We start from the raw sequence: 24,121 nt of genomic DNA, 5'->3' as shown, positions 1-24,121 counted from the left end.
CCATGAGCCTTCCCGAGCAGCCCGCGCCGTACCGCCCCTCCGCACCGGCCGAGAACCCCTGGCACTGGCGTCTCGAGGACGCCTCCGGCGCGACGGTCGCGCTGAGCGACGCCGACGCCAAGGCGTACGCCGACGTGGCGTTCCCCAGCCAGGGCGACGCCGAGTCGTGGATCGGCGAGACCTGGTCGGCGCTGGCCGATCTCGGGGTCACCCACGTGACCCTGCTGGAGGTGGACCGCGAGGTCTACGGCCCGATGTCGCTGTCCGCATGAGCGGGCGCACCGTCCGCGACTTCCGCCAGGTCGACGTCTTCACCGACCGGCCGCTTCTCGGGAACCCCCTGGCGGTGGTGCACGACGCCGACGCGATGAGCGCGGAGGAGATGCAGCGCTTCGCCCGCTGGACGAACCTCAGCGAGACCACCTTCCTGCTGGCGCCGACGGACCCGGCCGCGGACTACCGGGTCCGGATCTTCACGACCGAGACCGAGCTGCCCTTCGCGGGGCACCCCACCCTCGGCTCGGCCCATGCCTGGCTGGAGGCGGGCGGTGTCCCGGCCGGCGAGGGCGTCGTGCAGGAGTGCGGTGTCGGGCTCGTCGAGCTGCGCCGTGACGGCGGCCGGCTGGCCTTCGCCGCTCCCGACCTGATCCGCTCCGGCCCGGTCGACGTCGACCTCTCCGAGCAGATCGTGGCCGCGCTGGGCGTCGACTGGGGAGACGTCGTCGACCTCGCCTGGGCCGACAACGGTCCCGGCTGGGTCGGCGTCCGGCTCGCGTCGGCGGCGCAGGTCCTCGCGCTGAGGCCCGACGTCGACCGGTTGCCGGTCGACGTCGGCGTCGTGGGGCCCTACCCGGAGGGATCGGAGTGCGCGGTCGAGGTCCGCGCGTTCGTCCCGCATGCCGCGGGTATCGCGGAGGACCCGGTGACCGGGTCGCTGAACGCCTCGCTGGGGCAGTGGTTGGCCGGCGACGTGCTGCCGCCGTCGTACGTCGCCTCGCAGGGCAGCGTGATCGGCCGTCGTGGCCGGGTCCACGTCGACACCGGCGCCGACGGCACCATCTGGGTCGGCGGCGACACCCTCACGACGATCCGCGGGACGGTCGCGCTGTGACGACCGGCCGCCGACTAGCCTGAGGCCGTGCGCGCCTACCTCGACCTCGTCCAGCGGATCCTCGACGAGGGCACCGAGAAGGGCGACCGGACCGGTACCGGCACGCTGAGCGTCTTCGGCCACCAGATGCGCTTCGACCTCGCCGAGGGCTTCCCGGTGGTCACGACCAAGAAGATCCACACCCGGTCGGTGTTCGGCGAGCTGCTGTGGTTCCTGCGCGGCGACACCAACGTGCGCTGGCTGCAGGAGCGCGGCATCACCATCTGGGACGAGTGGGCCGACGAGAACGGCGACCTCGGCCCCGTGTACGGCGCCCAGTGGCGTTCGTGGCCCACCCCGGACGGCGGCCACATCGACCAGCTCGCCCAGGTGATCGCGCAGATCCGGGCGAACCCCGACAGCCGCCGTCACATCGTCTCGGCGTGGAACCCGAGCCAGGTCGACGACATGGCGCTGCCGCCGTGCCACAGCCTGTTCCAGTTCTACGTCGCCGACGGGCGGCTGAGCTGCCAGCTCTACCAGCGCTCGGCCGACGTCTTCCTCGGCGTGCCGTTCAACATCGCCTCCTACGCGCTGCTCACCCACATGGTCGCCCAGGTGTGCGGCCTCGGCGTCGGCGACTTCGTGCACACCCTCGGCGACGCCCACCTGTACTCCAACCACCTCGAGCAGGCCCGGCTCCAGCTCACCCGTGAGCCGCGGCCGCTGCCGACGCTGGTCCTCAACCCCGCGGTGAGCGAGATCGACGCCTTCGAGCTCGAGGACATCACCGTCGAGGGCTACGACCCGTATCCGGCCATCAAGGCCCCGATCGCGGTCTAGGACGACGATGACCACTCCCGCAGGGCGGCGGGTCACCATGGTGGCCGCCGTCGCCGAGAACGGCGTGATCGGCGCCGACGCCGACATCCCGTGGAAGATCCCCGAGGACTTCGCGCACTTCAAGGCCACCACCATGGGTCACGTCCTCGTGCTGGGCCGGACCACCCACGAGGGCATCGGCCGCCCGTTGCCGGGCCGGACCACCGTCGTGCTGACCCGCGACCCGTCGTACGCCGCCGAGGGGGTCGAGGTCGCCCACTCGATCACCGACGCGCTCGCGCTCGCCGACCGGATCCTCGAGGGCCAGCCCGCCGACCGGCAGGTGATGATCGGCGGGGGAGCACACGTCTACGCCGCTGCGATGCCGTACGCCGACGAGCAGGTCATCTCCGAGATCCCGCTGTCGCCGCCGGGGGACACGCACTACCCCCCGTTCAGCCCCCAGCGCTGGCGCGAGGTGCGCCGGGAGCCGCGCGACGGGTTCACCATCGTGTGGTGGGAGCGGACCTTCGCCTGTGGCGGCGCCGCTGGTTGAGGTGCGAGGCCGCCCGCGGCCGAGCCTCGAAACCACGCGGCTGGCAAGGTAGGGGACATGGAGCTCCGTGTCTTCACCGAACCACAGCAGGGCGCGACCTACGACGACCTGCTGGCCGTGGCCCTCGAGGCCGAGCAGCTCGGCTTCGGCGCCTTCTTCCGCAGCGACCACTACCTCCACATGAGCGGCGACGGGCTGCCCGGCTCGACCGACGCGTGGACCACGCTCGCCGGCCTGGCCCGCGACACGACGAGCATCCGGCTCGGCACCCTGATGACCAGCGCCACCTTCCGCCACCCCGGCGTGCTGGCGATCCAGGTCGCCCAGGTCGACCAGATGAGCGGCGGCCGGATCGAGCTGGGCCTCGGCGCCGGCTGGTTCACCCAGGAGCACACCGCCTACGGCATCCCGTTCCCCGACACCCGCGAGCGCTTCGAGCGGTACGCCGAGCAGCTCGAGCTGATCACCGGCCTGTGGTCGACGCCCGTCGGCGAGCGGTACGCCTTCGAGGGTCAGCACTACCGGCTCGAGGACAGCCCCGCGCTGCCCAAGCCGACTCAGACGAGCGGCCACCGCGGCGCCGTCCCCCTCCTCATCGGCGGCAAGGGCGCCCACAAGACGCCGGCCCTGGCGGCGGCGTACGCCGACGAGTTCAACCTGCCGTTCGTCGACGAGGAGTTCACCGCGCTCCAGTTCGGTCGGGTCCGTCGCGCCGCCGAGGAGATCGGCCGCGACCCCGCGTCGATCACCTGGTCCAACGCGCTGGTGCTCTGCGTCGGTGAGGACGAGGCGGCCGTCGCCCGGCGCGCCGCCGCGATCGGTCGCGAGCCGGACGAGCTGCGCGAGAACGGGCTGGCCGGCACGCCGGACGAGGTGGTCGCCAAGATCCGGCGGTACGCCGACCTCGGTGCGCAGCGGATCTACCTCCAGGTCCTCGACCTGACCGACCTCGACCACCTGCGCCTGGTCGCGGCGGAGGTCATGCCGCAGGTCTGAGGAACTCCCGGACCACCTCGAGCAGGCCGGCCGGGTCCTCGAGCATCGGCAGGTGGCCGGTCGCCAGGTCTCGTCGGAAGTCGCCGCCGAGGCCGGCGGCCGCGCGGTCCTGCACCGGGAGCGGGAGCTCCTGGTCGCCCGTGGTGCGGACATATCCCCGCCGCGCCGGCGACCCGTCCGCGACGGGCGCGGGCGTCACGAAGAGCTGGCGTGACTCAGGGGTGAACTCCGCGACCAGCCGGTCGACGGTCTGCGCGGGCAGCCCGGCGCCGATCCCGGCGCGCAGCTGCTTCTCCGGCGGCCGGGTGCCCGCGAGCCGGAGGATCAGCGGCAGCAGCCAGCGCTGCGGCACCCGCAGCGCGTCGGCGAACGAGCGACCGGGCGCCGGCCACGCCGCCGAGACGCCGAGCACGCCCGTGATCCGCTCGGGCGCAGCGGCGAGCAGCGCCTGGGCCACGACGCCCCCGACGGAGTGGGCGACCACCGTGAACCGGGGCCAGTCGACCGCGGCGAGCGCCGCGGCGGCGTACGCCTCCGGGCCGGCGTCGGGGGAGGTGGGCCGGGGCGCGACCGCGGACTCGTCGAGGCCGGCGCGGACCTCGTCCCAGATCCAGGCCGGCAGGCCGGAACCGCTGAGGAGGAGCACGGGTTCGTTCACCCTGCCGACCCTGCCACCCGGCACCGACATGCCTCCTCGGCGGCACGTGAGCGTGCGGAGTGAGCGAAATGAGTCGGGGACGATAGCCTTGACCCATGACTTCTGCACCCTTCGGCACCATGCTGACCGCGATGGTCACGCCGTTCCTCGAGGACGGCTCGGTCGACCTGGACGGGGTGCAGAAGGTCGCCAAGCACCTGGTCGACAACGGCAACGACGGGATCGTCGTGTCCGGCACCACGGGCGAGTCGCCGACCACCACGGGCGCCGAGGACGGCGAGACCCTCGCCGCGGTCAAGGACGCGGTCGGCGACCGCGCCAAGGTGGTCGCCGGTGTCGGCACCAACGACACCCGTCACTCCGTCGAGCTCGCGAAGCAGGCCGAGAAGGTCGGCGCCGACGGGCTCCTGCTCGTCACCCCCTACTACAACAAGCCCAGCCAGCCGGGCGTGCTCAACCACTTCCGCCACGTCGTCGAGGCGACCGCCGTCCCGGTCATGCTCTACGACGTGCCCGGCCGCACCGGCACCAAGATCGCGTTGGAGACCTACGCCGCGGCCAGGCAGTGGGACACCGTCGTGGCGGTCAAGGAGGCGACCGGCGACATCTCCCGGACCGCCCAGCTGGTCGACCTCGGCTACGCCGTCTACTCCGGTGACGACGTCAACACCCTCGGCTACCTCGCCTACGGCGCCACGGGCCTGGTCTCGGTCGTCGGCCACGTCGCCGGCACCCAGCTGCGCGCGATGATCGACGCCTTCCTCGCCGGCGACCACGCCGAGGCGCTGCGCATCCACACCGGCCTGATCCCCGCCTTCGAGGCGATCATGGGCGTGCCCAACTACGGCGCCACGACCGCGAAGGCCGCGCTCGAGCTGGCCGGCGTGCTGACGAACAGAGCGGTCCGACCGCCGTTGATGGCACTCGACGACGCGGAGGTCGCCGACCTCCGCGCCGGCCTGGCCGCGGCGGGTCTGCTCTGATGAGCCACCCGCACCCCGAGCTGTCCGCCCCGCCGAAGCTCCCGAAGGGCGGCCTGCGGGTCATCCCGCTCGGCGGGCTCGGCGAGGTCGGCCGCAACATGACTGTCTTCGAGTACGACGGTCGCCTCCTCGTCGTGGACTGCGGTGTGCTCTTCCCCGACGACAGCCAGCCGGGCGTCGACCTGATCCTGCCCGACTTCGCGGCGATCCGGGACCGGCTCGACGCCGTCGAGGCGATCGTGCTCACCCACGGCCACGAGGACCACATCGGCGCCACGCCGTACCTGCTGCGCGAGCGCCAGGACATCCCGCTCGTCGGCTCCCAGCTGACCCTGGCGCTGGTCAACTCCAAGCTGCGCGAGCACCGTCTGCGCCAGACGCCGTTCTACACGGTCAAGGAGGGCGACCGGATCTCGTTCGGTCCCTTCGACCTGGAGTTCGTCGCGGTCAACCACTCCATCCCCGACGCGCTCGCGGTCGCCATCCGCACCGGCGCCGGGATGGTGCTGCACACCGGCGACTTCAAGATGGACCAGCTTCCGCTCGACGGGCGGATCACCGACCTGCGTGCGTTCGCGCGGTTGGGTGAGGAGGGCGTCGACCTCTTCCTCACCGACTCCACCAACGCCGACGTCCCGGGCTTCACCACGGCCGAGCGGAAGATCACCCCGGTCCTCGAGCAGGCCTTCGCCGAGTCGAAGCAGCGGATCATCGTCGCCTGCTTCGCCTCCCACGTGCACCGCGTCCAGCAGGTCCTCGACGCCGCGGTCAAGTACAACCGGAAGGTCGCCTACGTCGGCCGCTCGATGGTGCGCAACATGGCGATCGCCCGCGACCTGGGCTACCTCCACGTTCCGCCCGGTGTGATGGTCGAGGCCAAGGAGCTCGCCGACCTCGCCCCCGAGCGGCAGGTGCTCATCTCGACCGGCTCGCAGGGTGAGCCGCTCAGCGCCCTGGCCCGGATCGCCCAGCGCAGCCACAACTTCGTCCACCTCGAGCAGGGCGACACCGTCGTGCTGGCCTCGAGCCTGATCCCCGGCAACGAGAACGCCGTCTACCGGGTGATCAACGGGCTGTCCCGCCTCGGCGCCAACGTGGTCCACAAGGGCAACGCCCTGGTCCACGTCAGTGGTCACGCCAGCGCCGGCGAGCTGCTCTACTGCTACAACATCGTCAAGCCGAAGAACGTGCTCCCCGTCCACGGCGAGGTCCGGCACATGCTGGCCAACGGCGACCTCGCGAAGGCCACCGGCGTCGAGAACGTCGTCTACGCCGAGGACGGCGTCGTCGTCGACCTCGTCGACGGCGTGGCCTCCGTGGTCGGCAAGGTCGAGTGCGGCTACGTCTTCGTCGACGGCCAGTCCGTCGGCGACGTCACCGAGTCCGAGCTCAAGGACCGCCGGATCCTCGGCGAGGAGGGCTTCATCTCGGTGATCGTGGTCGTCGACTCCGTCGCCGGAAAGGTCTCCGCCGGCCCCGAGATCCACGCCCGCGGCCACGCGTGGCTCGACTCGGACTTCGAGCCGATCAAGCAGCCGATCATCGACGCCGTCAACCGCGCGATCGAGGAGGGCAACACCGACACGCACCAGCTGCAGCAGACGGTCCGCCGTACGATCGGCCGCTGGGTGAGCAACACCCACAAGCGCCGCCCGATGATCATCCCGGTGGTCGTCGAGGCCTGATTCGCGCCTGCATGAATCCCCGGATATCCGGGGATTCATGCACATGTCAGGGGTTGCAACCCCTGACAAGCGTATGGATCCCCGGACATCCGGGGATCCATACGCCTGGTCCAACGTGCTACTGCTTGCCCTTCAGCTTGATCGTCACCGTCGCGGTGAAGGCGGCGATCTTCGCGTCACCGGGGTAGCTCACGCTCGCCTTGACCTTGCGCTTGCCCTGCTTCCACAGCTTGCGCAGCTGCTTCTTGGCCTTGACGGTCAGCACGCCGTCGACCACGGTCCCGGTGTAGGTCTTGCCCTTGATCGTGACCGTCACCGGACCGGCCAGCGCGACGTTGCCGGCGGTGGCGATGTTGATCTTGACGATGCCCTTCTTGGCGCTCGCCTTCGGGGAGACCGTCGCGGTGCCAGGGGCGACGACGGGCTTGGTGCAGATGCTTACGGCCACGTTGTCGATGTACCAGCCGTCGTTGCCGTTGCAGCCGTCCATGCCGAAGTCGAAGCGGAACTGCACGGTGTCACCCGGCTTGGCGATCATCGACAGGTCGATCGAGGACTGGCCCCAGGCGCCGGTCGGGAGACCGCCGTCCGCACCGGTGAACGCGGGCTCGCCGGCCATCGGGTTGGTGTTGCCTGCCGCCACCGTGTCGAGCAGGCCGCCCGGCGCGTTGTAGAGCCACGCCTTGTCCGGGACCAGCTCGAAGTCCGGCGCGCCGTTGACCTTGACCTTCACGTTGCCGCCGTCGAAGCCGACCTCCGAGGCCACGTAGTGGTCGAAGGAGAACCTCGGCAGCTCGCCCTCGGGCACCGTCAGCACCGGCGTCGACATCCCCACACGGGAGGAGTAGTCGTTCGCGTCGAGCTTGCAGCTGCCGAAGTTGCCGGCGTTGCCCTTGTCGTTGAAGTAGAGCACCGAGGTGCCGCCCTTGTGCTGCACGCCGCCCTTGCTGACGACCGGGAGGTTGGTGGTCGTCGTCGCGTCGAAGTGCTTCGCGCCGCTCCCGTCCGGCCCGAAGTCGGCGTACTCGACGTCCTGGGTCCAGCCGGCCGGGAGGCCGGACTCGAAGCCCTCGGTCCACATGTCCTTGGTCACCGTGCCGTCCCCGCAACCGACCGTTCCGCGGTGGAACAGCGGCTTGAAGTTGCACTGCACCGGCTCCTTGCGCAGCTCGGTGGCGGCGATCGCCTTGGTGACGGCCGCGCAGTCGGCCGCGGTGATCGGAGCGATCGTGCCCTGGTCGTCCGCGCTGCCACCCCGCTCGTTCGGTCCGCTCACGCCGAGGGTCAACTTCTTGAGCGTCGCGTTGCCCGTGAGGGTGGCGCACGATCCCTCGAGGCCGTCGGCCAGCTCCGCGAACCCGGAGGTCGAGGTGAGGTACGCCGTCTGCGTGCGCCAGAACAGGTGCGCCGCCTTGTCCAGCCCGATCGCCGGCACGGTCACCCCGTTGTAGGTGCCGCCGTCGACCAGCAGGGCGTAGGTGTGGTTGACCACGCCGGAGTTGGTGTGGACGCCACCGCTGTCGTCGGTGTCGCAGAAGTACTCCTCGTCCGACACCTTGCCCGGGTCGCCGTAGCAGTTCGGGTTCCACATGTCGCGGATCGCGCCGCCGAAGGCCGGGTCGTCCTCACCGGACAGCCAGCGGAAGCTGGTGTCGCGCGAGCCGGGGGCCTCGTCGTCGGCCAGGGTGATCGTCAGCGGTCCCGCCGCGGCCTTGATCTCGGTGCCGTCGTCCTGGCTGACCATGGCGCCGTAGAGGGTGGAGAAGCCGGCCACCGACGAGACTCCGGGACGGTTGTTGCCGAAGATGATGCCGATGGCGCCGGCGTCCTCGGCGTGCGTGATCTTGTCGGCGAAGGCGCACAGCCCGCGGTCGACGTACACGAACTTGCCGGCCAGGGAGGCGGCGTTGTCGAACGGGGAGCAGCCGTCGGTGTCGGTGCCGACCACCTGGCCGTCCTGCTCCTCGATCGCGTCGGTGCCGACGACCAGGTCGTCGGTGACGGTGGAGATGATGGGGCCGAACGCAGCGGGTGCGCCGGTGCAGGTGCCGACCGGGGCGCTCACCTCGACCGAGATCGCGCCGCGGGTGCCCTCGGAGCACTTGCCGTCGCTGCGGTGGGTCTCCTCGTCCGGGGCGTTGAACCGGTTGTTCAGCATGTCGACGGTCTCGCCCCAGATGTCCGAGTAGGCCTCGTTCATCGCGCCGGGCTGCCACTGGTAGAGCAGGCCGGAGGTCTTCTCCGTGTACGCGTGGCCCCACTCGTGGGCGACGGTGTCGTCGGAGGAGACGCCGGTGCAGTAGTTGGTCGAGGTGCCGTTCCAGTTGGCGTTGGGGCAGTCGATGGTCGGGTCGTTGTTGACCGTGATCATCTTGCCGCCGGCGCCGTCCCAGGAGTCGCGGCCGAAGGAGTTCTTGAAGAACCAGTACGCCTCGCCGGTGCCCTGGACCTCGCTCTTCTGGTCGGCGTCGAGGGTCCCGGGGAACGCGTCGCCCTCCTTCCACACGATCGGGTCCTCGATGGAGCTCTCGTGCAGCTCGCGGTCGAGCGCGTGGGCGATCATCGAGTAGCGGTTGACCGGCTTTCCGGTCTTCGCGTCGAGCACGCTGGTCTCGCGGACCTGCTTGCCGTCGGTCACCTCGACCACCCAGGCCAGCAGGTTGCGACCCTCGACGCCCTGGATGGCACCCATCCGGTAGACCATCAACGTGGCCTTGGCGGTCAGGTCGCTCGCCTTCGCCTTGGCGGCGGCGCCCTCGCCGGCACCGGCCGGCGCCTGGGCGGCGAGCTTGATCGCCTTCGCCTTCGCGGTCGCCTCGTCCAGGCTCGGCGTGACGTCGACGTCGACGTTCGGAGCGACCTAGCCGGACACGGACACCAGGTCACCGTCGGTGTCGACCTGGGCGCGCAGCTTGGAGCCGAAGACCGGGACTCCCTGGTAGGACTGGGTGAAGTCGACCGTGTGACCGGCCGGCGTCGCGGTGGTGACGGGGTTGCCGAGCTGGGCGGCGGTCGTGCCGAAGGCGCGGGCGTACTTGTCGACGTAGTCGCCGGCCTTCGCCTGGGCGCCGCTGCGGGTGGCGCCCGAGCGCTCGGACGGTGCCAGGTCCTCGGTCGCGCTGATGAAGCCGACCTTGCCCGTGGCAGGCGAGGTCGTCACCGCGACGTCGCCGGCAGCCTCGTTGCGCATCTGCTCGACGACGGACGGGTCCGGCTGGGCGGCCTTGATCGGTGCCGCCGGGATGACCACGAGGGCCGCCCCGACGAGAGAGAGTCCGACGCCCTTCCTCAGGGCGTCCGGAAGGTTGAGTCTCACGACAATGTTCTCCTCGAGATAGAACGTGCCCTCGGCAGGCCTAGGGGGGTTCCCGCTCCCGCGCACGTGGACGAGACCCTAGAGGGCAGGAATGCGGGCGGTCCAGAGGTTCGGAGCAAACTCTGCGTCATCCGCGGCGCCGGGCCGCAGGAACTTCGGGCGTGCCCTTGGTCCCGGTCGGGGGCGGTGAGGGCAGGCAGGGACGCGCGGACGGCGTCGCGCCGTGGTGCGACGCCGAGCGAGACACACCGCTCTGTGGTCCCTGTGACGGGTGGGACGATCGCCTAGGTTTGGTGTCATGGCGACCCGTACGTCTTCCCCGCCGGCGTCGCGCAGCAGGACCACCTCTTCCTCCCGCTCGGGCGTGAAGAAGACAGCCAGCTCGCGCAGCCGGAGTACGACCACCAAGAAGCGACCGCCGGCCAAGAAGTCGGCGGCGAAGCGGCCTGCCCCGCGGGCGGTGCGCACCGGCCCCGGTCCGGTGCTGCGCGCCTTCACCGCGCTCGGCAGGGGAGTGGTCGCGCTGTGGCTCGCCTTCGCGCACGGCATCGGCGCGGTCACCCGCGGCGTCGGGCACGGCGCCCGCGACATCGACCCCGAGCAGCGCCGCGACGGCTTCGGCCTGCTCCTGGTCGCCGTCGCCCTGATCATCACCGGCGCGGTCTGGTTCGAGGTCCCGGGCGGTGTCATGGACTTCACCCGCGCCGCGGTCTCCGGATCGGTCGGCAAGATCGGCTGGTTCGTGCCGCTGCTCGTGCTGGCCGCGGGCTGGCGGGTCATGCGCGACCCGATCGGCAACGGCCCGGCCGGCCGCCAGGTCATCGGCTGGACCGCCTTCTCCTTCGGACTGCTCGGCATCGTCCACATCGCCAACGGCAGCCCCGAGCCGGTGCAGGGCGACACCACGCCGCTGCGCGACGGCGGCGGCGCGGTCGGCTACGTCGTCTCGGCCCTGCTGCTCGACCTCCTCCGCGCGCCGGCGGTCGTCGTACCGCTGCTCGCGCTGCTGGCCTTCTTCGGCATCCTCGTGATCACCGCGACCCCGCTGTACCGCGTCCCCGACCGGCTGCGCGAGATCGGTGACCTGTTGCTGGGCCGCCACCACGAGGACGACGCCGCACAGCCGCTCAGCATCGACGACACCTTCGAGCGGCTGGGCGACCCGGCGTACGACTCCCCGGTCCTCGCCGAGCCCAAGAAGCGGCGCCGCAAGAAGGACGAGGAGCCGAGTCCGGCCGAGGAGTCGATGGAGCTGCTGGCGCCGATCGACGTGCCGCTCGTCGACGACGAGCCGATCGACCCGGAAGCCGGTTCGAACGCCCTCATCGCCCGCCGGCTTGCGCAGTCCGCGCCGACCGAGGACGAGACCGGCGAGCTCGAGCCGCCGCCGCACGCCGACCTGCCGCAGCGCGTCGAGCAGCTCGCCCTGTCCGGCGACATCGTCTACACGCTGCCCGACGCGTCGGCACTTAAGCCCGGCGACCCCCACCGCGCCCGGTCGAAGGCCAGCGACGACGTCGTGCTGCGCCTGCAGGGCGTGCTCGACGAGTTCAACGTCGACGCCCAGGTCGTCGGCTACACCCGCGGTCCGACGGTCACCCGCTACGAGATCGAGCTCGGCACCGGCGTCAAGGTGGAGAAGATCCTCGGCGTCCAGCGCAACATCTCCTACGCGGTCGGCTCCGAGGACGTGCGCATCCTCAGCCCGATCCCGGGCAAGTCCGCGGTGGGTGTGGAGATCCCCAACACCGACAAGGAGATCGTCTCGCTCGGCGACGTGCTCCGCTCCAACGTCGCGCGCACCGACCACCACCCGCTCGTCGCGGGGCTCGGCAAGGACGTCGAGGGCGGCTTCGTCGTCGCGAACCTCGCGAAGATGCCGCACCTGCTGGTCGCCGGTGCCACCGGCTCCGGCAAGTCGAGCTTCATCAACTCGATGATCACCTCGGTCCTGATGCGCTCCACGCCCGACGAGGTGCGGATGATCATGGTCGACCCCAAGCGGGTGGAGCTGAACGCCTACGAGGGTGTCCCGCACCTGATCACGCCGATCATCACCAACCCCAAGAAGGCCGCCGAAGCGCTCGAATGGGTCTGCCGCGAGATGGACATGCGGTACGACGACCTCGCCAACTTCGGCTTCCGGCACATCAACGACTTCAACAAGGCCGTGCGCGAGGGCAAGGTCGAGGTCCCGCCGGGCAGCGAGCGCACGCTGACGCCGTACCCGTACCTGCTGGTGATCGTCGACGAGCTCGCCGACCTGATGATGGTCGCGCCGCGCGACGTCGAGAGCTCGATCGTCCGGATCACCCAGCTCGCCCGTGCGGCCGGCATCCACCTGGTCCTCGCGACGCAGCGTCCGTCGGTCGACGTCGTGACCGGTCTGATCAAGGCCAACGTCCCCTCCCGGCTGGCGTTCGCGACCTCCAGCCTCGCCGACAGCCGCGTCATCCTCGACACCCCCGGCGCCGAGAAGCTGGTCGGCCAGGGTGACGGGCTGTTCCTGCCGATGGGTGCCTCCAAGCCGATCCGGGTGCAGGGCTCCTGGGTCAGCGAGCCCGAGATCCACCAGGTCGTCAAGCACTGCAAGGGCCAGCTCGAGCCCAACTACCGCGAGGACGTCACCGCGCCCGCGGCGTCCAGCAAGGTGCTCGACGACGACATCGGCGACGACATGGACCTGGTCATCCAGGCGATCGAGCTCGTGGTCTCCACGCAGTTCGGCTCCACGTCGATGCTGCAGCGCAAGCTGCGGGTCGGCTTCGCCAAGGCCGGCCGGCTGATGGACATCCTCGAGAGCCGGGGCGTGGTCGGACCCAGCGAGGGATCCAAGGCCCGCGACGTGCTGGTCAAGCCCGACGAGATCGATGCCGTGATCATGACCATCCAGGGGGAGGCGTGAGCGAGATGACGGAGAGCACCGAGATGACCGAGACCACCGAGACTGCCGAGAGCGCTCCGCACGTCGAGGTCCGCCGCAACGTCGCCCTGTCCGCCTCCGTCGGCGGGTTCTCCGCCCTGCTCACCGTCGCCTTCGCGGTGCGCGCGTTCAGCGACGGCACCACCCTCGACTGGCTGTCCTTCGGCGTGCTGGCGCTGGTCACCGTCCTTCACGTCGCCGCCCTGGTCGACGGCCGGGCGCCGCTGCTCGTCGCCGACGAGCACGGTGTGCGCCTGCGCCAGGGCGCCACCTGGCGGGGGATCGCGTGGCCCGACATCGACTGCCTGGAGCACCTGCCGCGCCGCGGCCTGGTCCGCGACGGCCACATCCTCGTCGACGGGTACGACGACCAGCAGCTCGTCGTACCGCTGACGCTGGCGACCCGCGTGGTCGGCGTCGACGCGGGCTCGTTGAGCGACGTGCTCGCCGAGCTCGCCGACGGCCGCGCCGACGTCGTCGAGGTGGTACCGGGCATGGCCGACGAGGCCAACGCGCCGCGCAGCGGGTCGGTGCCGAAGCTCAGCGACCTGTACGCCGACGACGCGCCGGCCTCTCCCGAGCAGCGCCGCGGCATCGCGGCCCGGGTCGCCGCCGGCCTGTCGGCACCGACGGCGCCCGACCTCGACGATGCCGCCGGGGAGTCCGGGGCCGCCGGGGCCGCAGGGGAGAGCGCCGAGGAGTCCGCCGCAGAGGCGGACTACGAGGACACCGGTGAGGTCATCCTCGCCGAGGACACCGAGACGACCGACGAGTTCGCCGCGGTCGACGAGCAGGACGAGCCGCCCGCACCGGAGCGGCCCACCGTGCTGGCGGCCCGGGTCGAGCTGGACCGACCGACCCTGGTCCGGGCGCCCGTGGAGACGCCCCGGCCCGTCGCCACCGACGACACCGGCGTGACCGTCGTCCTCGACGACCTGGCGCTGCGTCCGGCCGCGCAGCCGGTGATCGGGCCCGAGCTGTCGGCGGCCCGCGACCGGCTCCGGCTGACCATCGACCAGCTCTCCGAGCGGACCCGGATCCGGCCCCACGTCATCGAGGCCATCGAGGTCGACGACTTCTCGCCCTGCGGCGGCGACTTCTACGCCCGCGGCCACCTGCGCACCCTCGCGCGGGTCCTCGGCATCGACGCCGGACCGCTCGTGGCGTCGTACGACGAGAACTACGCCGACGCGCCGGTCGACCCGCGCCGCGTGTTCGAGGCCGAGCTGGCCACGGGGACCGGTGGCTCGATCCGCAGCACCCGCGGCGGCCGGAACTGGTCGGTGCTCATCGCCGCGGTGATGGGTGCGGTGCTCGTCTGGTCCGTGGCGCAGCTGGTCATGGGTGGCCCGGAGCCGGTGAGCGACACCCCGGTCCTCAACCAGAGCGGCGGCATCTCCAAGGCCGCCGCTGCCAAGGGCGACCCGATCAGGCTGAGCCTGGTCGCCGCCGGCGGGGGAGCCCAGCTGGTCATCCGTGACGCTGCCGGCGAGATCGTGTTCGACGGCAACCTGGCCTTCGGCCAGACCTCCGAGCTCAAGGTGGTGCCGCCGGTGCGGATCTGGAGCTCCGACGGCTCGGTGACCTACGCGATCGGCGGGCAGAAGCCGCAGGCGCTCGGCGACACCGGCTCCGAGGTCTCCAAGACCCTCGTGGCGCCCTGATCCGGACCTGACCACGCGACCGAGGAATCCCGGCGGGCCCCCGTCCGCCGGTATCCTCGACCGGACATGACCAGCACACCCACGAACCCCGTCTCGGTCGCGCTGCTCACCCTCGGGTGCGCACGCAACGACGTCGACTCCGAGGAGCTGGCCGGCCGCCTCGCCGCGGATGGCTTCACGCTCGTCGACGACCCGGAGGACGCCGACACGGTCGTGGTCAACACGTGCGGCTTCGTCGACGCGGCCAAGAAGGACTCGATCGACACCCTGCTCGCCGCCGCCGACCTCAAGGAGTCCGGTCGCCCGCAGGCCGTCGTCGCGGTCGGCTGCCTGGCCGAGCGGTACGGCGAGGAGCTCGCCGACTCGCTGCCCGAGGCCGACGCGGTGCTGGGCTTCGACGACTACCAGGACATCTCCGGGCGGCTGCGCTCGATCCTGGCCGGCGAGCGGCCGCACCCGCACGCCCCGCGCGACCGGCGCCTGCTGCTGCCGATCAGCCCGGCCGAGCGTCAGGCCGCGGTCGAGACCGCCGAGGCTGCCGGCTTCGGTGCCGAGGTCGACATCGCGATCCCCGGGCGCTCCGCGATCCGGCGCCGCCTCGACGGCGGCCCGATGGCCCCGCTCAAGCTGGCCAGCGGTTGCGACCGGCGCTGCACGTTCTGCGCGATCCCCATGTTCCGCGGCTCGTTCGTCAGCCGCCGGCCCTCCGACGTGCTGCAGGAGGCGCACTGGCTCGCCGAGCAGGGCGTCAAGGAGCTGTTCCTCGTCTCGGAGAACTCGACCTCCTACGGCAAGGACCTCGGCGACCTCGGCCTGCTCGAGACGCTGCTTCCCGAGCTGACCGCCGTCGACGGCATCGAGCGGGTCCGGGTGTCGTACCTGCAGCCCGCCGAGACCCGCCCGGGACTGGTCCGCGCGATCGCGACCACGCCGGGCGTGGCGCCGTACTTCGACCTGTCGTTCCAGCACGCCTCCGCGAGCGTGCTGCGCCGGATGCGTCGTTTCGGCGACCCGGAGAGCTTCCTCGGTCTGCTCGACCAGGTGCGTGGGCTCGCGCCGGAGGCCGGCGTGCGGTCCAACGTGATCGTCGGCTTCCCGGGGGAGACCGAGGAGGAGTTCCAGACGCTGTGCGACTTCCTCGTCGCCGCGCGCATGGACGTCACCGGCGTGTTCGGCTACTCCGACGAGGACGGCACCGAGGCCGAGAAGCTCGACGGCAAGTTGGACGACGACGAGATCAACGCCCGCGTCCAGCACCTCAACGACCTCGTCTCCGAGCTCACCGCGCAGCGTGCCGAGGAGCGGATCTGCAGCACCGTCGAGGTGCTCGTCGAGGAGCTCGACCCCGACGGCACCGGTGACGGCACCGTCGAGGGCCGCGCCGCCCAGCAGGGCCCCGAGGTCGACGGCACCACCCGCGTGCTCGGCGTACCGGACGCCCGCGTGGGTGACCTCGTGACCGCCGTCGTGGTCGCGACCGACGGCGTCGACCTGATCGCCGAACCGGCAGGAGGACAGCGATGAGCGGGACCAGCACGGGACAGCCCCCGGCCGAGGCCCAGCCGAGCAACTGGAACCTCCCCAACGCGCTGACCACGCTGCGGATCGTCCTGGTGCCCTTCTTCGGCTGGGCCCTCCTGCACGACGGCGGCGACTCGATCACGTGGCGCATCGTCGCCTGGGCGATCTTCTTCGTCGCGATGGTCACCGACAAGATCGACGGTGACATCGCCCGGGCGCGCAACCTGATCACCGACTTCGGCAAGATCGCCGACCCGATCGCCGACAAAGCGATCACCGGGATGGCCTTCATCGGGCTGTCGATCATCATGGACACCTGGTGGATGTGGACGATCACGATCGTCGTCCTGGTCCGCGAGTGGGCCGTCACCCTGCTCCGGCTCTCCGTGCTCAAGTCGGTCGTCATCGCCGCGGCCCGCAGCGGAAAGTGGAAGACCGCCGTCCAGGCCCTGGCCCTCGGCTTCCTGACCCTGCCGCTCCTCGAGGTCGGCGACGAGGTGGGCTGGCTCGAGATCCCCGGCGAGGTCGTCTACGTCGGCGCGATCGGGCTGCTCCTGATCGCCTTCGTGCTGACCCTGTGGTCCGGCTACGAGTTCTTCCGCGACGTCTGGAAGCAGCGGCACTCGATCCGGAGGTCGTCCGCCGCCTGAGGCGATTGGCGAGATCCTCCGGTCGAAGGATCCGCAAGGGCAAGATCTGACGGCAAGACGTCGCCTTTTCGTCACTTGATTTTCCTCATCCCCTTGCCAGCCTGACGGGGCGCGCACCTAGGTTAAGGACCCTTCCCCCCGTTCTCGCCGGCAGCTCTCGGGCGCGCGCGTTCGGCTGTCCCGTGCCGTTTTGACGACCCCGGAAGAAGTTCATGCGTTCACCGAAACAGCTCCTCTTCGGCTCCCTCGGCGCAGCACTCGCCGTCTCGGGCCTCACCGCACTCCAGGCCACCCCGGCGCAGGCCAACCCTGCGGGGACCGGCGTGATCATCAGCGAGGTGTACGGCGCCGCCCAGCTGCCGCCGGCCTCCTACGGCAACGACTTCATCGAGCTGTACAACCCGACGGCGAGCGATGTCGACCTGACCGGCTGGTCCGTGCAGTACCGCTCGGCGACCGGCAACACGGCCCAGGTGACCCCGCTGACCGGCACGATCCCGGCACACGGCCACTACCTGGTCCAGGAGGGCAACTTCGCCACCGGCAACCAGCTCCCGAACCCGGACGCCAAGGGTGGGATCGGGCTGTCCGGCACGAACGGGGTCGTGCTGCTGGTCAACAACACCACGGGCTACACCGCCCAGGGGGACCTCGCCGGCGCTGCTTCGCCCCTCGTCGACATGGTCGGCTACGGCACGACGCCGACCTCGTTCGAGGGGGCGAACACCGGGGTCCAGCTCACCAACATCACCTCCGCCCAGCGCAACGTCGCGGCGGCCCAGCCCGACAGTGACAACAACGCCACCGACTTCAGCGAGCTCGCACCGACGCCCGTCAACGCGGCCGGTGAGACGGTGCCGACGCTGGCCGCTGTTGCGCCGACGAACCTGACCGTCGTCGTCAACGAGCCGCTCACGGCCTTCGACCTGACCGCCACCAACGGCGTCGCGCCCTACGGCTGGACGGCGGTCGGCCTCCCGGCCGGTGTCGCCGTGTCACCGAGCGGCACCGTCAGCGGCACGCCGACCGAGACGGGCACGTTCCCGGTCACCATCACCGTGACCGACTCCGCCACTCCCACGGACTCCGACGACGCGACCTTCACGATCACGGTGAACGCCGAGCCGCCGCCGCTCAAGGAGATCGACGCCGTGCAGGGCACGGGGTCTGCCTCGCCGGAGGTCGGCAACACCCTGCGGGTGCGCGGTGTCGTGACAGCGATGTACAAGGACCCGGCATTCGCTGGGTCCGACTTCGACGGCATGTACGTCCAGACCGCCGGCACCGGTGGCGCGGTCGACGCCACGGCGGGATCGGACGCCCTGTTCGTCTACGGCAGCAACGCGATGCCCGCGGGCGTGGCGATCGGCGACTCGGTCGAGGTCACCGGCATCGTCAGCGAGTTCCAGGGGATCACCGAGATCACCCCCGGGGCCGGCGGCGTTGTCGAGCTCGGCGCCCCCCTCGCCGCGGTGACCCCGCTGCAGATCGCCTACCCGACGACCGAGTCGGGGCGCGAGGCCCAGGAGGGCATGCTGCTCGCGCCCACCGACCAGCTCACCGTCACCAACGTCTACGACATCAACACCGACGGTGAGATCGGCCTGGCCACCGGCGACTCGCCGCTGCGCCAGCCGACCGAGTTCTACTCCGACAGCAGCCTCAAGCTCGACGAGGTCAAGGCCGACAACGCCGCGCGCAGCGTCGTCCTCGACGACGGCACCTCGGTCAACTACCTGGCCAACAGCACCGTGAAGGGCCAGCCGCTGCCGTGGCTGAGCCCGGCCAACCCGATCCGGGTGGGCGCGCAGGCGACCCTGACCGGTCCCGTGGTCCTGGAGTTCCGCGACAACCTGTGGCGCTTCCAGCCGCAGGCCCCCGTCTACGACGACGGCGCGGGCACGGCCACGTTCGAGAACACCCGGCTCCAGAACGCCGCCCCGGCGAACGTGGGTGGCGACCTGAAGATCGCGACCTTCAACGTCCTCAACTACTTCAACACCACCGGTGAGGCGTACGTCGCCGCCGGGGCCTCGCTGAACCCGAAGACCCACTGCACCTACTACACCGATCGTCAGGGCAACCGGATCGGCAACAACCGGTGCGGCTTCGAGACGCCGAACGGGCCCGACCCGAACGACGGCCGCGGTCCCCGCGGTGCTGCCACGGCGGCCAGCCTGGCGCGACAGCAGACCAAGATCGTGACCGCGATCAACCTGCTCGACGCTGACATCGTGGGCCTGCAGGAGGTCGAGAACTCGGTCAAGCTGGTCAACGAGGTCGACCGCGACGACGCCCTGCGCTCCCTCGTCGACGCGCTCAACACCGCCGCCGGCTCCGAGGTGTGGCGCTACGTGCACAGCCCCGGCGAGGCCACCACGGCGACGTCGGTCTCCGAGCAGGACGTGATCCGTCCGGCCTTCATCTACCGCCAGGCCAACGTGGAGCCGGTCGGGCAGTCGGACATCCTGTTCGGCACCACGGAGTTCGCCAACGCCCGCGAGCCGCTCGCCCAGGCGTTCAAGGCCAAGGGAGCCCTCGACAGCGACGCGTTCGCCGTCGTCCTCAACCACTTCAAGTCGAAGGGCGACAGCACGCCCGCGGCGACCGGCGACAACGCCAACAGCCCCGACACGGGTGCTTTCAACGGCGACCGGACCCGGCAGGCGCACCGCCTCGTCCAGTTCGCGAACGAGTTCGCCGAGGCGCGCGGCACCGACGCCGTGTTCCTGGCCGGCGACTTCAACTCGTACTCGAAGGAGGACCCGATCCGGGTTCTCGAGCAGGGCGGGTTCGGTCTGATCGACTCCGACGACCCGACGGAGGAGAGCTACTCGTACTCCGGCCTGTCGGGATCGCTCGACCACGTCCTCGGCAACACCGTCGCACGGGACATGGTCACCGGCGCCGACATCTGGGACATCAACGCGGCCGAGTCCGTGGCGTTCCAGTACAGCCGCCACAACTACAACCTCACGCAGTTCTTCAACGGCGCGGACCCGTTCGCGGCCTCGGACCACAACCCCGAGATCGTGGGCATCGACGTCCCGGCCGTGACCGGGAGCTACAAGCGGATCCAGGTCGTCGGCACCAACGACTTCCACGGCCGGATCCTGCCCTCGGGCGGCGACAGCGCGGGCGCCGAGGTGCTCTCGGGCGCGCTCGACGAGCTGCGCGCGGACAACCCGAACACCGTCTTCGTCGCCGCCGGTGACCTCGTCGGTGCGTCCACCTTCGAGTCGTTCATCCAGAACGACCAGCCGACGATCGACGCCCTCAACGAAGCCGGCCTCGAGGTGTCCGCTGCGGGCAACCACGAGTTCGACCAGGGCTACGAGGACTTCGTGGGCCGGATCCAGGACGAGGCGGACTGGGAGTACATCGCCGCCAACGTCAACGAGCCGGCCGGTCGCGACGACCTGGCGGAGACCTGGACCAAGACCATCGACGGCGTCCAGGTCGGTTTCGTCGGAGCGGTCACCGAGGACCTGCCGTCGCTGGTCAGCCCGGCCGGCATCCAGGGCGTGACGGTCAGCGACATCGTCGACTCGACCAACGCGGCCGCGGCCCAGCTCAAGGCGCAGGGCGCCGACCTCGTGGTCCTGCTGGTGCACGAGGGCTCACCGACGACCGACTGCACGTCGCCCAACTTCACCGACGCGGACACGGTCTGGGGAAACATCACCCAGAACACGTCGGCCGACGTGGACGCGATCGTGTCCGGTCACACCCACCTCGCCTACAACTGCTCCTACCCGGTCGCCTCGTGGGCGAACGAGGGGCGGGCGGTGACGGAGCGGCCCGTGGTCTCCGCCGGCCAGTACGGCCAGAACCTCAACCAGCTGGTGTTCACCTACGACGACAACACCGGTGACCTGGTCGCGGTGTCGCAGGACGTCATCGGCATCGCCGGCACCGGCTACGAGGCCGACACCGCCGTCAAGCCGATCGTCGACCAGGCCAAGCAGCAGGCCGACGTCCTCGGCGCCGAGGTCCTCGGCCAGATCGAGGGTCCGTTCAACCGCGCCAAGCTCGTCAACGGCACCACCGAGAACCGCGGTGGCGAGTCGACGCTCGGCAACCTGGTCGCCGAGGTCCAGCGCTGGGCGACCGAGACCCCCGAGGCGGGATCGGCCCAGATCGCCTTCATGAACCCGGGCGGTCTGCGCCAGGACATGGGCGGCACGGTCAACGGCGACGTGCGCGACCTGACCTACAAGCAGGCTGCCGTGGTCCAGCCGTTCGCCAACACGCTGGTCAACATGCGGCTGACCGGCGCGCAGATCGAGACGGTGCTGGAGCAGCAGTGGCAGCGGACCGCGGTGGGCGCCGTACCGTCGCGACCGTTCCTGCGACTGGGTGTCTCGGCCGGGTTCACCTACACCTACACCGAGACGCCGGTGAACGTGAACGGCACCGCCACCTTCCAGGGTGAGGTGACCGGGATGTGGCTGGACGGCGTCGCCATCGACGCGGCCCAGGTGTACTCCGTGACCGTCAACTCCTTCCTGGCCTCGGGCGGTGACAACTTCTTCGAGCTCGGCAAGGGCGCCAGCAAGAAGGACACCGGCAAGGTCGACCTCCAGGCGATGGTCGACTACATGGACGCGCACGCGAGCACCGACCCGCTGCCGGTCGACTACAGCCAGCACGCCGTCGAGGTCGAGTTCCCGGCCGACCCCCCGGCGTCGTACGCCCCGGGCGAGCACGTCAAGCTCACCGTCGGGTCGTGGTCCTTCAGTGGCTCGGACGTCAAGGACGCCGAGCTGCAGGTCAAGCTCGGCGACCAGGTGCTCGGCACCGCGGCGGTCGACAACACGATCGGCACGGCGGTCTACGACCCGTACGGCACCGCCGCGGTCGACGTGGTCCTGCCGGCCTCGACGCCGGGCGGCGTGGTCACGCTGACCCTCGTCGGACCCCAGACGGGTACCGAGATGCGGGTTCCCGTCGCCGTGACCGGCAGCGTCGTCACCCCGCCGACCGGGCAGCAGGCCGTGACGCTCACCGTGAAGACCAAGCCGAAGAAGGTCGTGGTCGGCAAGACCCGGGCGAGGGTCGCCGTCACCCTGGTCGACGCCGCCGGCAGGCCCGTCACCGGGACCGTCACCGTCAAGGCCAAGGGACAGAAGGCCCGCACCGTGACGGTGGTGGACGGCCAGGCCACGGTGCGGCTGAAGGCGTTCGCCACGACGGGCAAGAAGAAGGTGGTCGTCACCTTCCCCGGTACGACGACGCACCTGCCCGCGACCGCCACTGCGACGATCAAGGTGGTCCGCCGCTGATCCGACACGCCTGAACGGACCGAGGGCCTCGGTCGGTGCTCCGTGACACGATGCGGTCATGGAGTCACCGGCTGAGGCCCTCGTCCGTGTGCTGCGGGATGCCGGCGCCAGTGTCGCCACGGCGGAGTCGCTCACCGGCGGCCGGCTGGCCGCCCGTCTGACGGAGGCCCCCGGCTCCTCGGTCGTGTACGCCGGCGGCGTGGTCAGCTACCAGACCCACATCAAGGTCGAGGTGCTCGGTGTGCCCCAGGACCTGGTCGAGGCCCACGGCGTGGTGTCGGCGGAGTGCGCGCGGGCGATGGCCGACGGTGCGCGGCGGCTGCTCGGGACGGCGTACGCGTTGAGCACGACCGGTGTGGCGGGCCCCGACCGGCAGGAGGGCAAGCCGGTCGGCACCGTCTACGTCGGCCTGGCCGGTCCCGGCGGCACCCGGGTCCTCGACCTCACGCTGGCGGGAGACCGGTCCCAGATCCAGGCCGCGACCGTCGACGCGGCGGTCGGCGCCCTCATCGCGGAGCTCGACGGCGAGCACGCCGCGGCACGCTCAAGGGCTGGGCAGCCGCCGGAAGATTCGGGCCTCGGGTAGCGTTGGGCACAGGACCCGACCACCCATCCCCGTACAGCCCGGAGAGGAGCTCGCGATGGTGCTCTTTCGCCGATCGCTCGGTGACATCCTGCGGAGTCGCCGTACCGAGCTCGGACTGACCCTCCGTGAGGTCTCCGGGGCCGCGCGGGTGAGCCTGGGGTACATCTCGGAGATCGAGCGCGGCCAGAAGGAAGCGTCCTCCGAGCTGCTGGCGTCGCTGTGCGACGCGCTCGAGATGCCGCTGTCCGACGTGCTGCGCGAGGTCGCCGACGCGGTGGCGCTCGAGGAGGCCGCCGCACTGGTGGCGGCCGAACCCACGCCGATCGCTCCGCGTCGTGCCGCGGTCGTGGCGTCCGCTGCCTGATTTTCGACCCCGGAACAGTTTCACCGGCCGGCCGGTGAAACTGGTGGTTGGACGAGGAAACTTCCTCGTCCAAGCGCCAGTTTTGTCGTCCAGGCTCTGGTTACGTCAGCCTGAAGGTGGCCGGATCAGCGGCGCGACATCGCCTCGAGCCGGGCGATCCGGTCCGCCATCGGCGGGTGGGTGGAGAACATCTTCTGCACGTCGGCGGCCCGGAAGGGGTTCGCGATCATCATGTGGCTGGCGTTCTGCAGCTGGGGCGTGGGGGCCAGGGGAGCGCGGGCGGTGCCGAGCTCCAGCTTGCGCAGCGCCGAGGCGAGCGCCAGGGGGTCCTCGGTCAGACGGGCGCCGTCCTCGTCGGCGTCGTACTCGCGGGTGCGGCTGATCGCCATCTGGATCACCGCGGCCGCAAACGGGGCGAGCAGGGCGGTCGCGATCATGACGAGCGGGTTCGGGCGGTCCTCGTCGTTGCCGCCGCCGAAGAACGACGTGAACGCCAGGAACTGGGCGACCGAGCTGATCACGCCCGCGACGGCGGCGGCGACCGAGCCGGTGAGGATGTCGCGGTTGTAGACGTGCATCAGCTCGTGGCCGAGCACTCCGCGCAGCTCGCGCTCGTCGAGCAGGCCGAGGATCCCCTCCGTGCAGCAGACGGCTGCGTGCTGGGGGTTGCGGCCGGTCGCGAACGCGTTGGGCGCCTGGGTGGGGGAGACGTACAGCGCCGGCATCGGCTGGCCCGCGCGCTGGGAGAGCTCGCGCACGATCCGGTACATCGCGGGCTGCTGGAACTCCGAGACCGGGTAGGCGTGCATCGCGCGGATGGCGAGCTTGTCGGAGTTCCAGTAGCCGTAGGCCGTCGTACCGACACCGATCAGAGCGAAGATCCAGATGAAGGCCGAGCTGCCGGTCGCGGCAGCGATCAGTCCGCCGACGGCGAGCAGCAGCGCGAAGATCGCGCCGAACAGGCCGGCCGTCTTGAGCCCGTTGAAGTGCTGGTGCATGCCTGGTCAACGAACGATTGTGGG

General features: G+C 70.8%; 18 protein-coding genes. 14 read left to right on the top strand and 4 right to left on the bottom strand.

Annotation, left to right across the window (positions count from 1 at the left end; all coding sequences use genetic code 11):
• Positions 1-2 precede the first annotated feature (2 nt).
• From KU893_RS07570 to KU893_RS07550, 5 genes are read left to right on the top strand one after another with little or no spacing between them, the layout of a single operon-like run.
• Positions 3-272, top strand: coding sequence for a hypothetical protein (locus KU893_RS07570; RefSeq protein WP_218233727.1), 270 nt, complete (start codon positions 3-5; stop codon positions 270-272).
• Positions 269-1,111, top strand: a complete 843-nt coding sequence (locus tag KU893_RS07565; protein ID WP_218233726.1) for a PhzF family phenazine biosynthesis protein — start codon at positions 269-271, stop codon at positions 1,109-1,111. Before KU893_RS07570 ends, KU893_RS07565 begins: the two co-directional genes overlap by 4 nt.
• Positions 1,112-1,138: 27 nt before the next feature.
• Entirely contained in the window at positions 1,139-1,933 is a 795-nt protein-coding gene (locus KU893_RS07560) for a thymidylate synthase (RefSeq protein WP_218233725.1), read from the top strand.
• 7 nt (positions 1,934-1,940) lie between these two features.
• Positions 1,941-2,468 carry a dihydrofolate reductase gene (locus KU893_RS07555; RefSeq protein ID WP_218233724.1) on the top strand — a complete coding sequence of 176 codons (528 nt, stop codon included), beginning with the start codon at positions 1,941-1,943 and terminating at the stop codon, positions 2,466-2,468.
• Positions 2,469-2,525: 57 nt separating this feature from the next.
• Positions 2,526-3,464, top strand: coding sequence for an LLM class F420-dependent oxidoreductase (locus KU893_RS07550; protein ID WP_218233723.1), 939 nt, complete (start codon positions 2,526-2,528; stop codon positions 3,462-3,464).
• Here KU893_RS07550 and KU893_RS07545 read toward each other — a convergent pair.
• Positions 3,448-4,122: an alpha/beta fold hydrolase gene (locus KU893_RS07545; protein WP_218233722.1), complete on the bottom strand. Its 675-nt coding sequence runs from the start codon at positions 4,120-4,122 to the stop codon at positions 3,448-3,450. The two genes, KU893_RS07550 and KU893_RS07545, sit on opposite strands and share 17 nt — an antisense overlap.
• 95 nt (positions 4,123-4,217) lie before the next feature.
• Between KU893_RS07545 and dapA the strand changes: the two genes are divergently transcribed.
• Together dapA and KU893_RS07535 are read left to right on the top strand one after the other, a co-directional pair.
• Positions 4,218-5,105 (top strand): 4-hydroxy-tetrahydrodipicolinate synthase, encoded by an 888-nt coding sequence (gene dapA, locus KU893_RS07540; RefSeq protein WP_218233721.1) that lies wholly within the window; start codon positions 4,218-4,220, stop codon positions 5,103-5,105.
• Complete coding sequence (locus KU893_RS07535; RefSeq protein WP_218233720.1) at positions 5,105-6,790, top strand: ribonuclease J; 1,686 nt, start codon at positions 5,105-5,107, stop codon at positions 6,788-6,790. The genes dapA and KU893_RS07535 overlap by 1 nt, the downstream gene beginning before the upstream one ends.
• 118 nt (positions 6,791-6,908) lie before the next feature.
• Here KU893_RS07535 and KU893_RS07530 read toward each other — a convergent pair whose 3' ends face one another.
• Entirely contained in the window at positions 6,909-9,482 is a 2,574-nt protein-coding gene (locus tag KU893_RS07530; RefSeq protein WP_218233719.1) for a M4 family metallopeptidase, read from the bottom strand.
• A gap of 168 nt (positions 9,483-9,650) precedes the next feature.
• The gene (locus tag KU893_RS07525; RefSeq protein WP_218233718.1) at positions 9,651-10,106 is read right to left on the bottom strand and encodes a hypothetical protein; all 456 of its coding nucleotides are present in this window, start codon (positions 10,104-10,106) and stop codon (positions 9,651-9,653) included.
• Between the two features lie 298 nt (positions 10,107-10,404).
• Between KU893_RS07525 and KU893_RS07520 the strand changes: the two genes are divergently transcribed.
• From KU893_RS07520 to KU893_RS07490, 7 genes are all read left to right on the top strand, one after another.
• Entirely contained in the window at positions 10,405-13,011 is a 2,607-nt protein-coding gene (locus tag KU893_RS07520; RefSeq protein ID WP_218233717.1) for an FtsK/SpoIIIE family DNA translocase, read from the top strand.
• A 5-nt stretch (positions 13,012-13,016) separates the two neighbouring features.
• Complete coding sequence (locus KU893_RS07515; protein ID WP_218233716.1) at positions 13,017-14,693, top strand: helix-turn-helix domain-containing protein; 1,677 nt, start codon at positions 13,017-13,019, stop codon at positions 14,691-14,693.
• Between the two features lie 66 nt (positions 14,694-14,759).
• On the top strand, positions 14,760-16,217 hold the full coding sequence (gene rimO, locus KU893_RS07510) for a 30S ribosomal protein S12 methylthiotransferase RimO (protein WP_218233715.1): 1,458 nt from the start codon (positions 14,760-14,762) through the stop codon (positions 16,215-16,217).
• Positions 16,214-16,864 carry a CDP-diacylglycerol--glycerol-3-phosphate 3-phosphatidyltransferase gene (gene pgsA, locus KU893_RS07505; RefSeq protein ID WP_218233714.1) on the top strand — a complete coding sequence of 217 codons (651 nt, stop codon included), beginning with the start codon at positions 16,214-16,216 and terminating at the stop codon, positions 16,862-16,864. The genes rimO and pgsA overlap by 4 nt, the downstream gene beginning before the upstream one ends.
• A gap of 212 nt (positions 16,865-17,076) precedes the next feature.
• The gene (locus tag KU893_RS07500; protein ID WP_218233713.1) at positions 17,077-22,149 is read left to right on the top strand and encodes an ExeM/NucH family extracellular endonuclease; all 5,073 of its coding nucleotides are present in this window, start codon (positions 17,077-17,079) and stop codon (positions 22,147-22,149) included.
• 58 nt (positions 22,150-22,207) lie between these two features.
• A complete protein-coding gene (locus tag KU893_RS07495; protein ID WP_218233712.1) occupies positions 22,208-22,735 on the top strand; it encodes a CinA family protein in 528 nt (175 codons plus the stop codon).
• 55 nt (positions 22,736-22,790) lie between these two features.
• Positions 22,791-23,099 (top strand): helix-turn-helix domain-containing protein, encoded by a 309-nt coding sequence (locus KU893_RS07490; RefSeq protein ID WP_218233711.1) that lies wholly within the window; start codon positions 22,791-22,793, stop codon positions 23,097-23,099.
• Positions 23,100-23,224: 125 nt separating this feature from the next.
• Here KU893_RS07490 and htpX read toward each other — a convergent pair whose 3' ends face one another.
• A complete protein-coding gene (htpX, locus tag KU893_RS07485) occupies positions 23,225-24,097 on the bottom strand; it encodes a zinc metalloprotease HtpX (protein WP_218233710.1) in 873 nt (290 codons plus the stop codon).
• Between the last annotated feature and the right edge of the window lie 24 nt (positions 24,098-24,121).

Source organism: Nocardioides daeguensis, from assembly GCF_019192965.1.
Classification (GTDB): Bacteria; Actinomycetota; Actinomycetes; order Propionibacteriales; family Nocardioidaceae; genus Nocardioides; species Nocardioides daeguensis.
The sequence above is the reverse complement of the archived record's forward strand: the minus strand, read 5'-3'. Positions and strand labels throughout refer to the sequence as shown.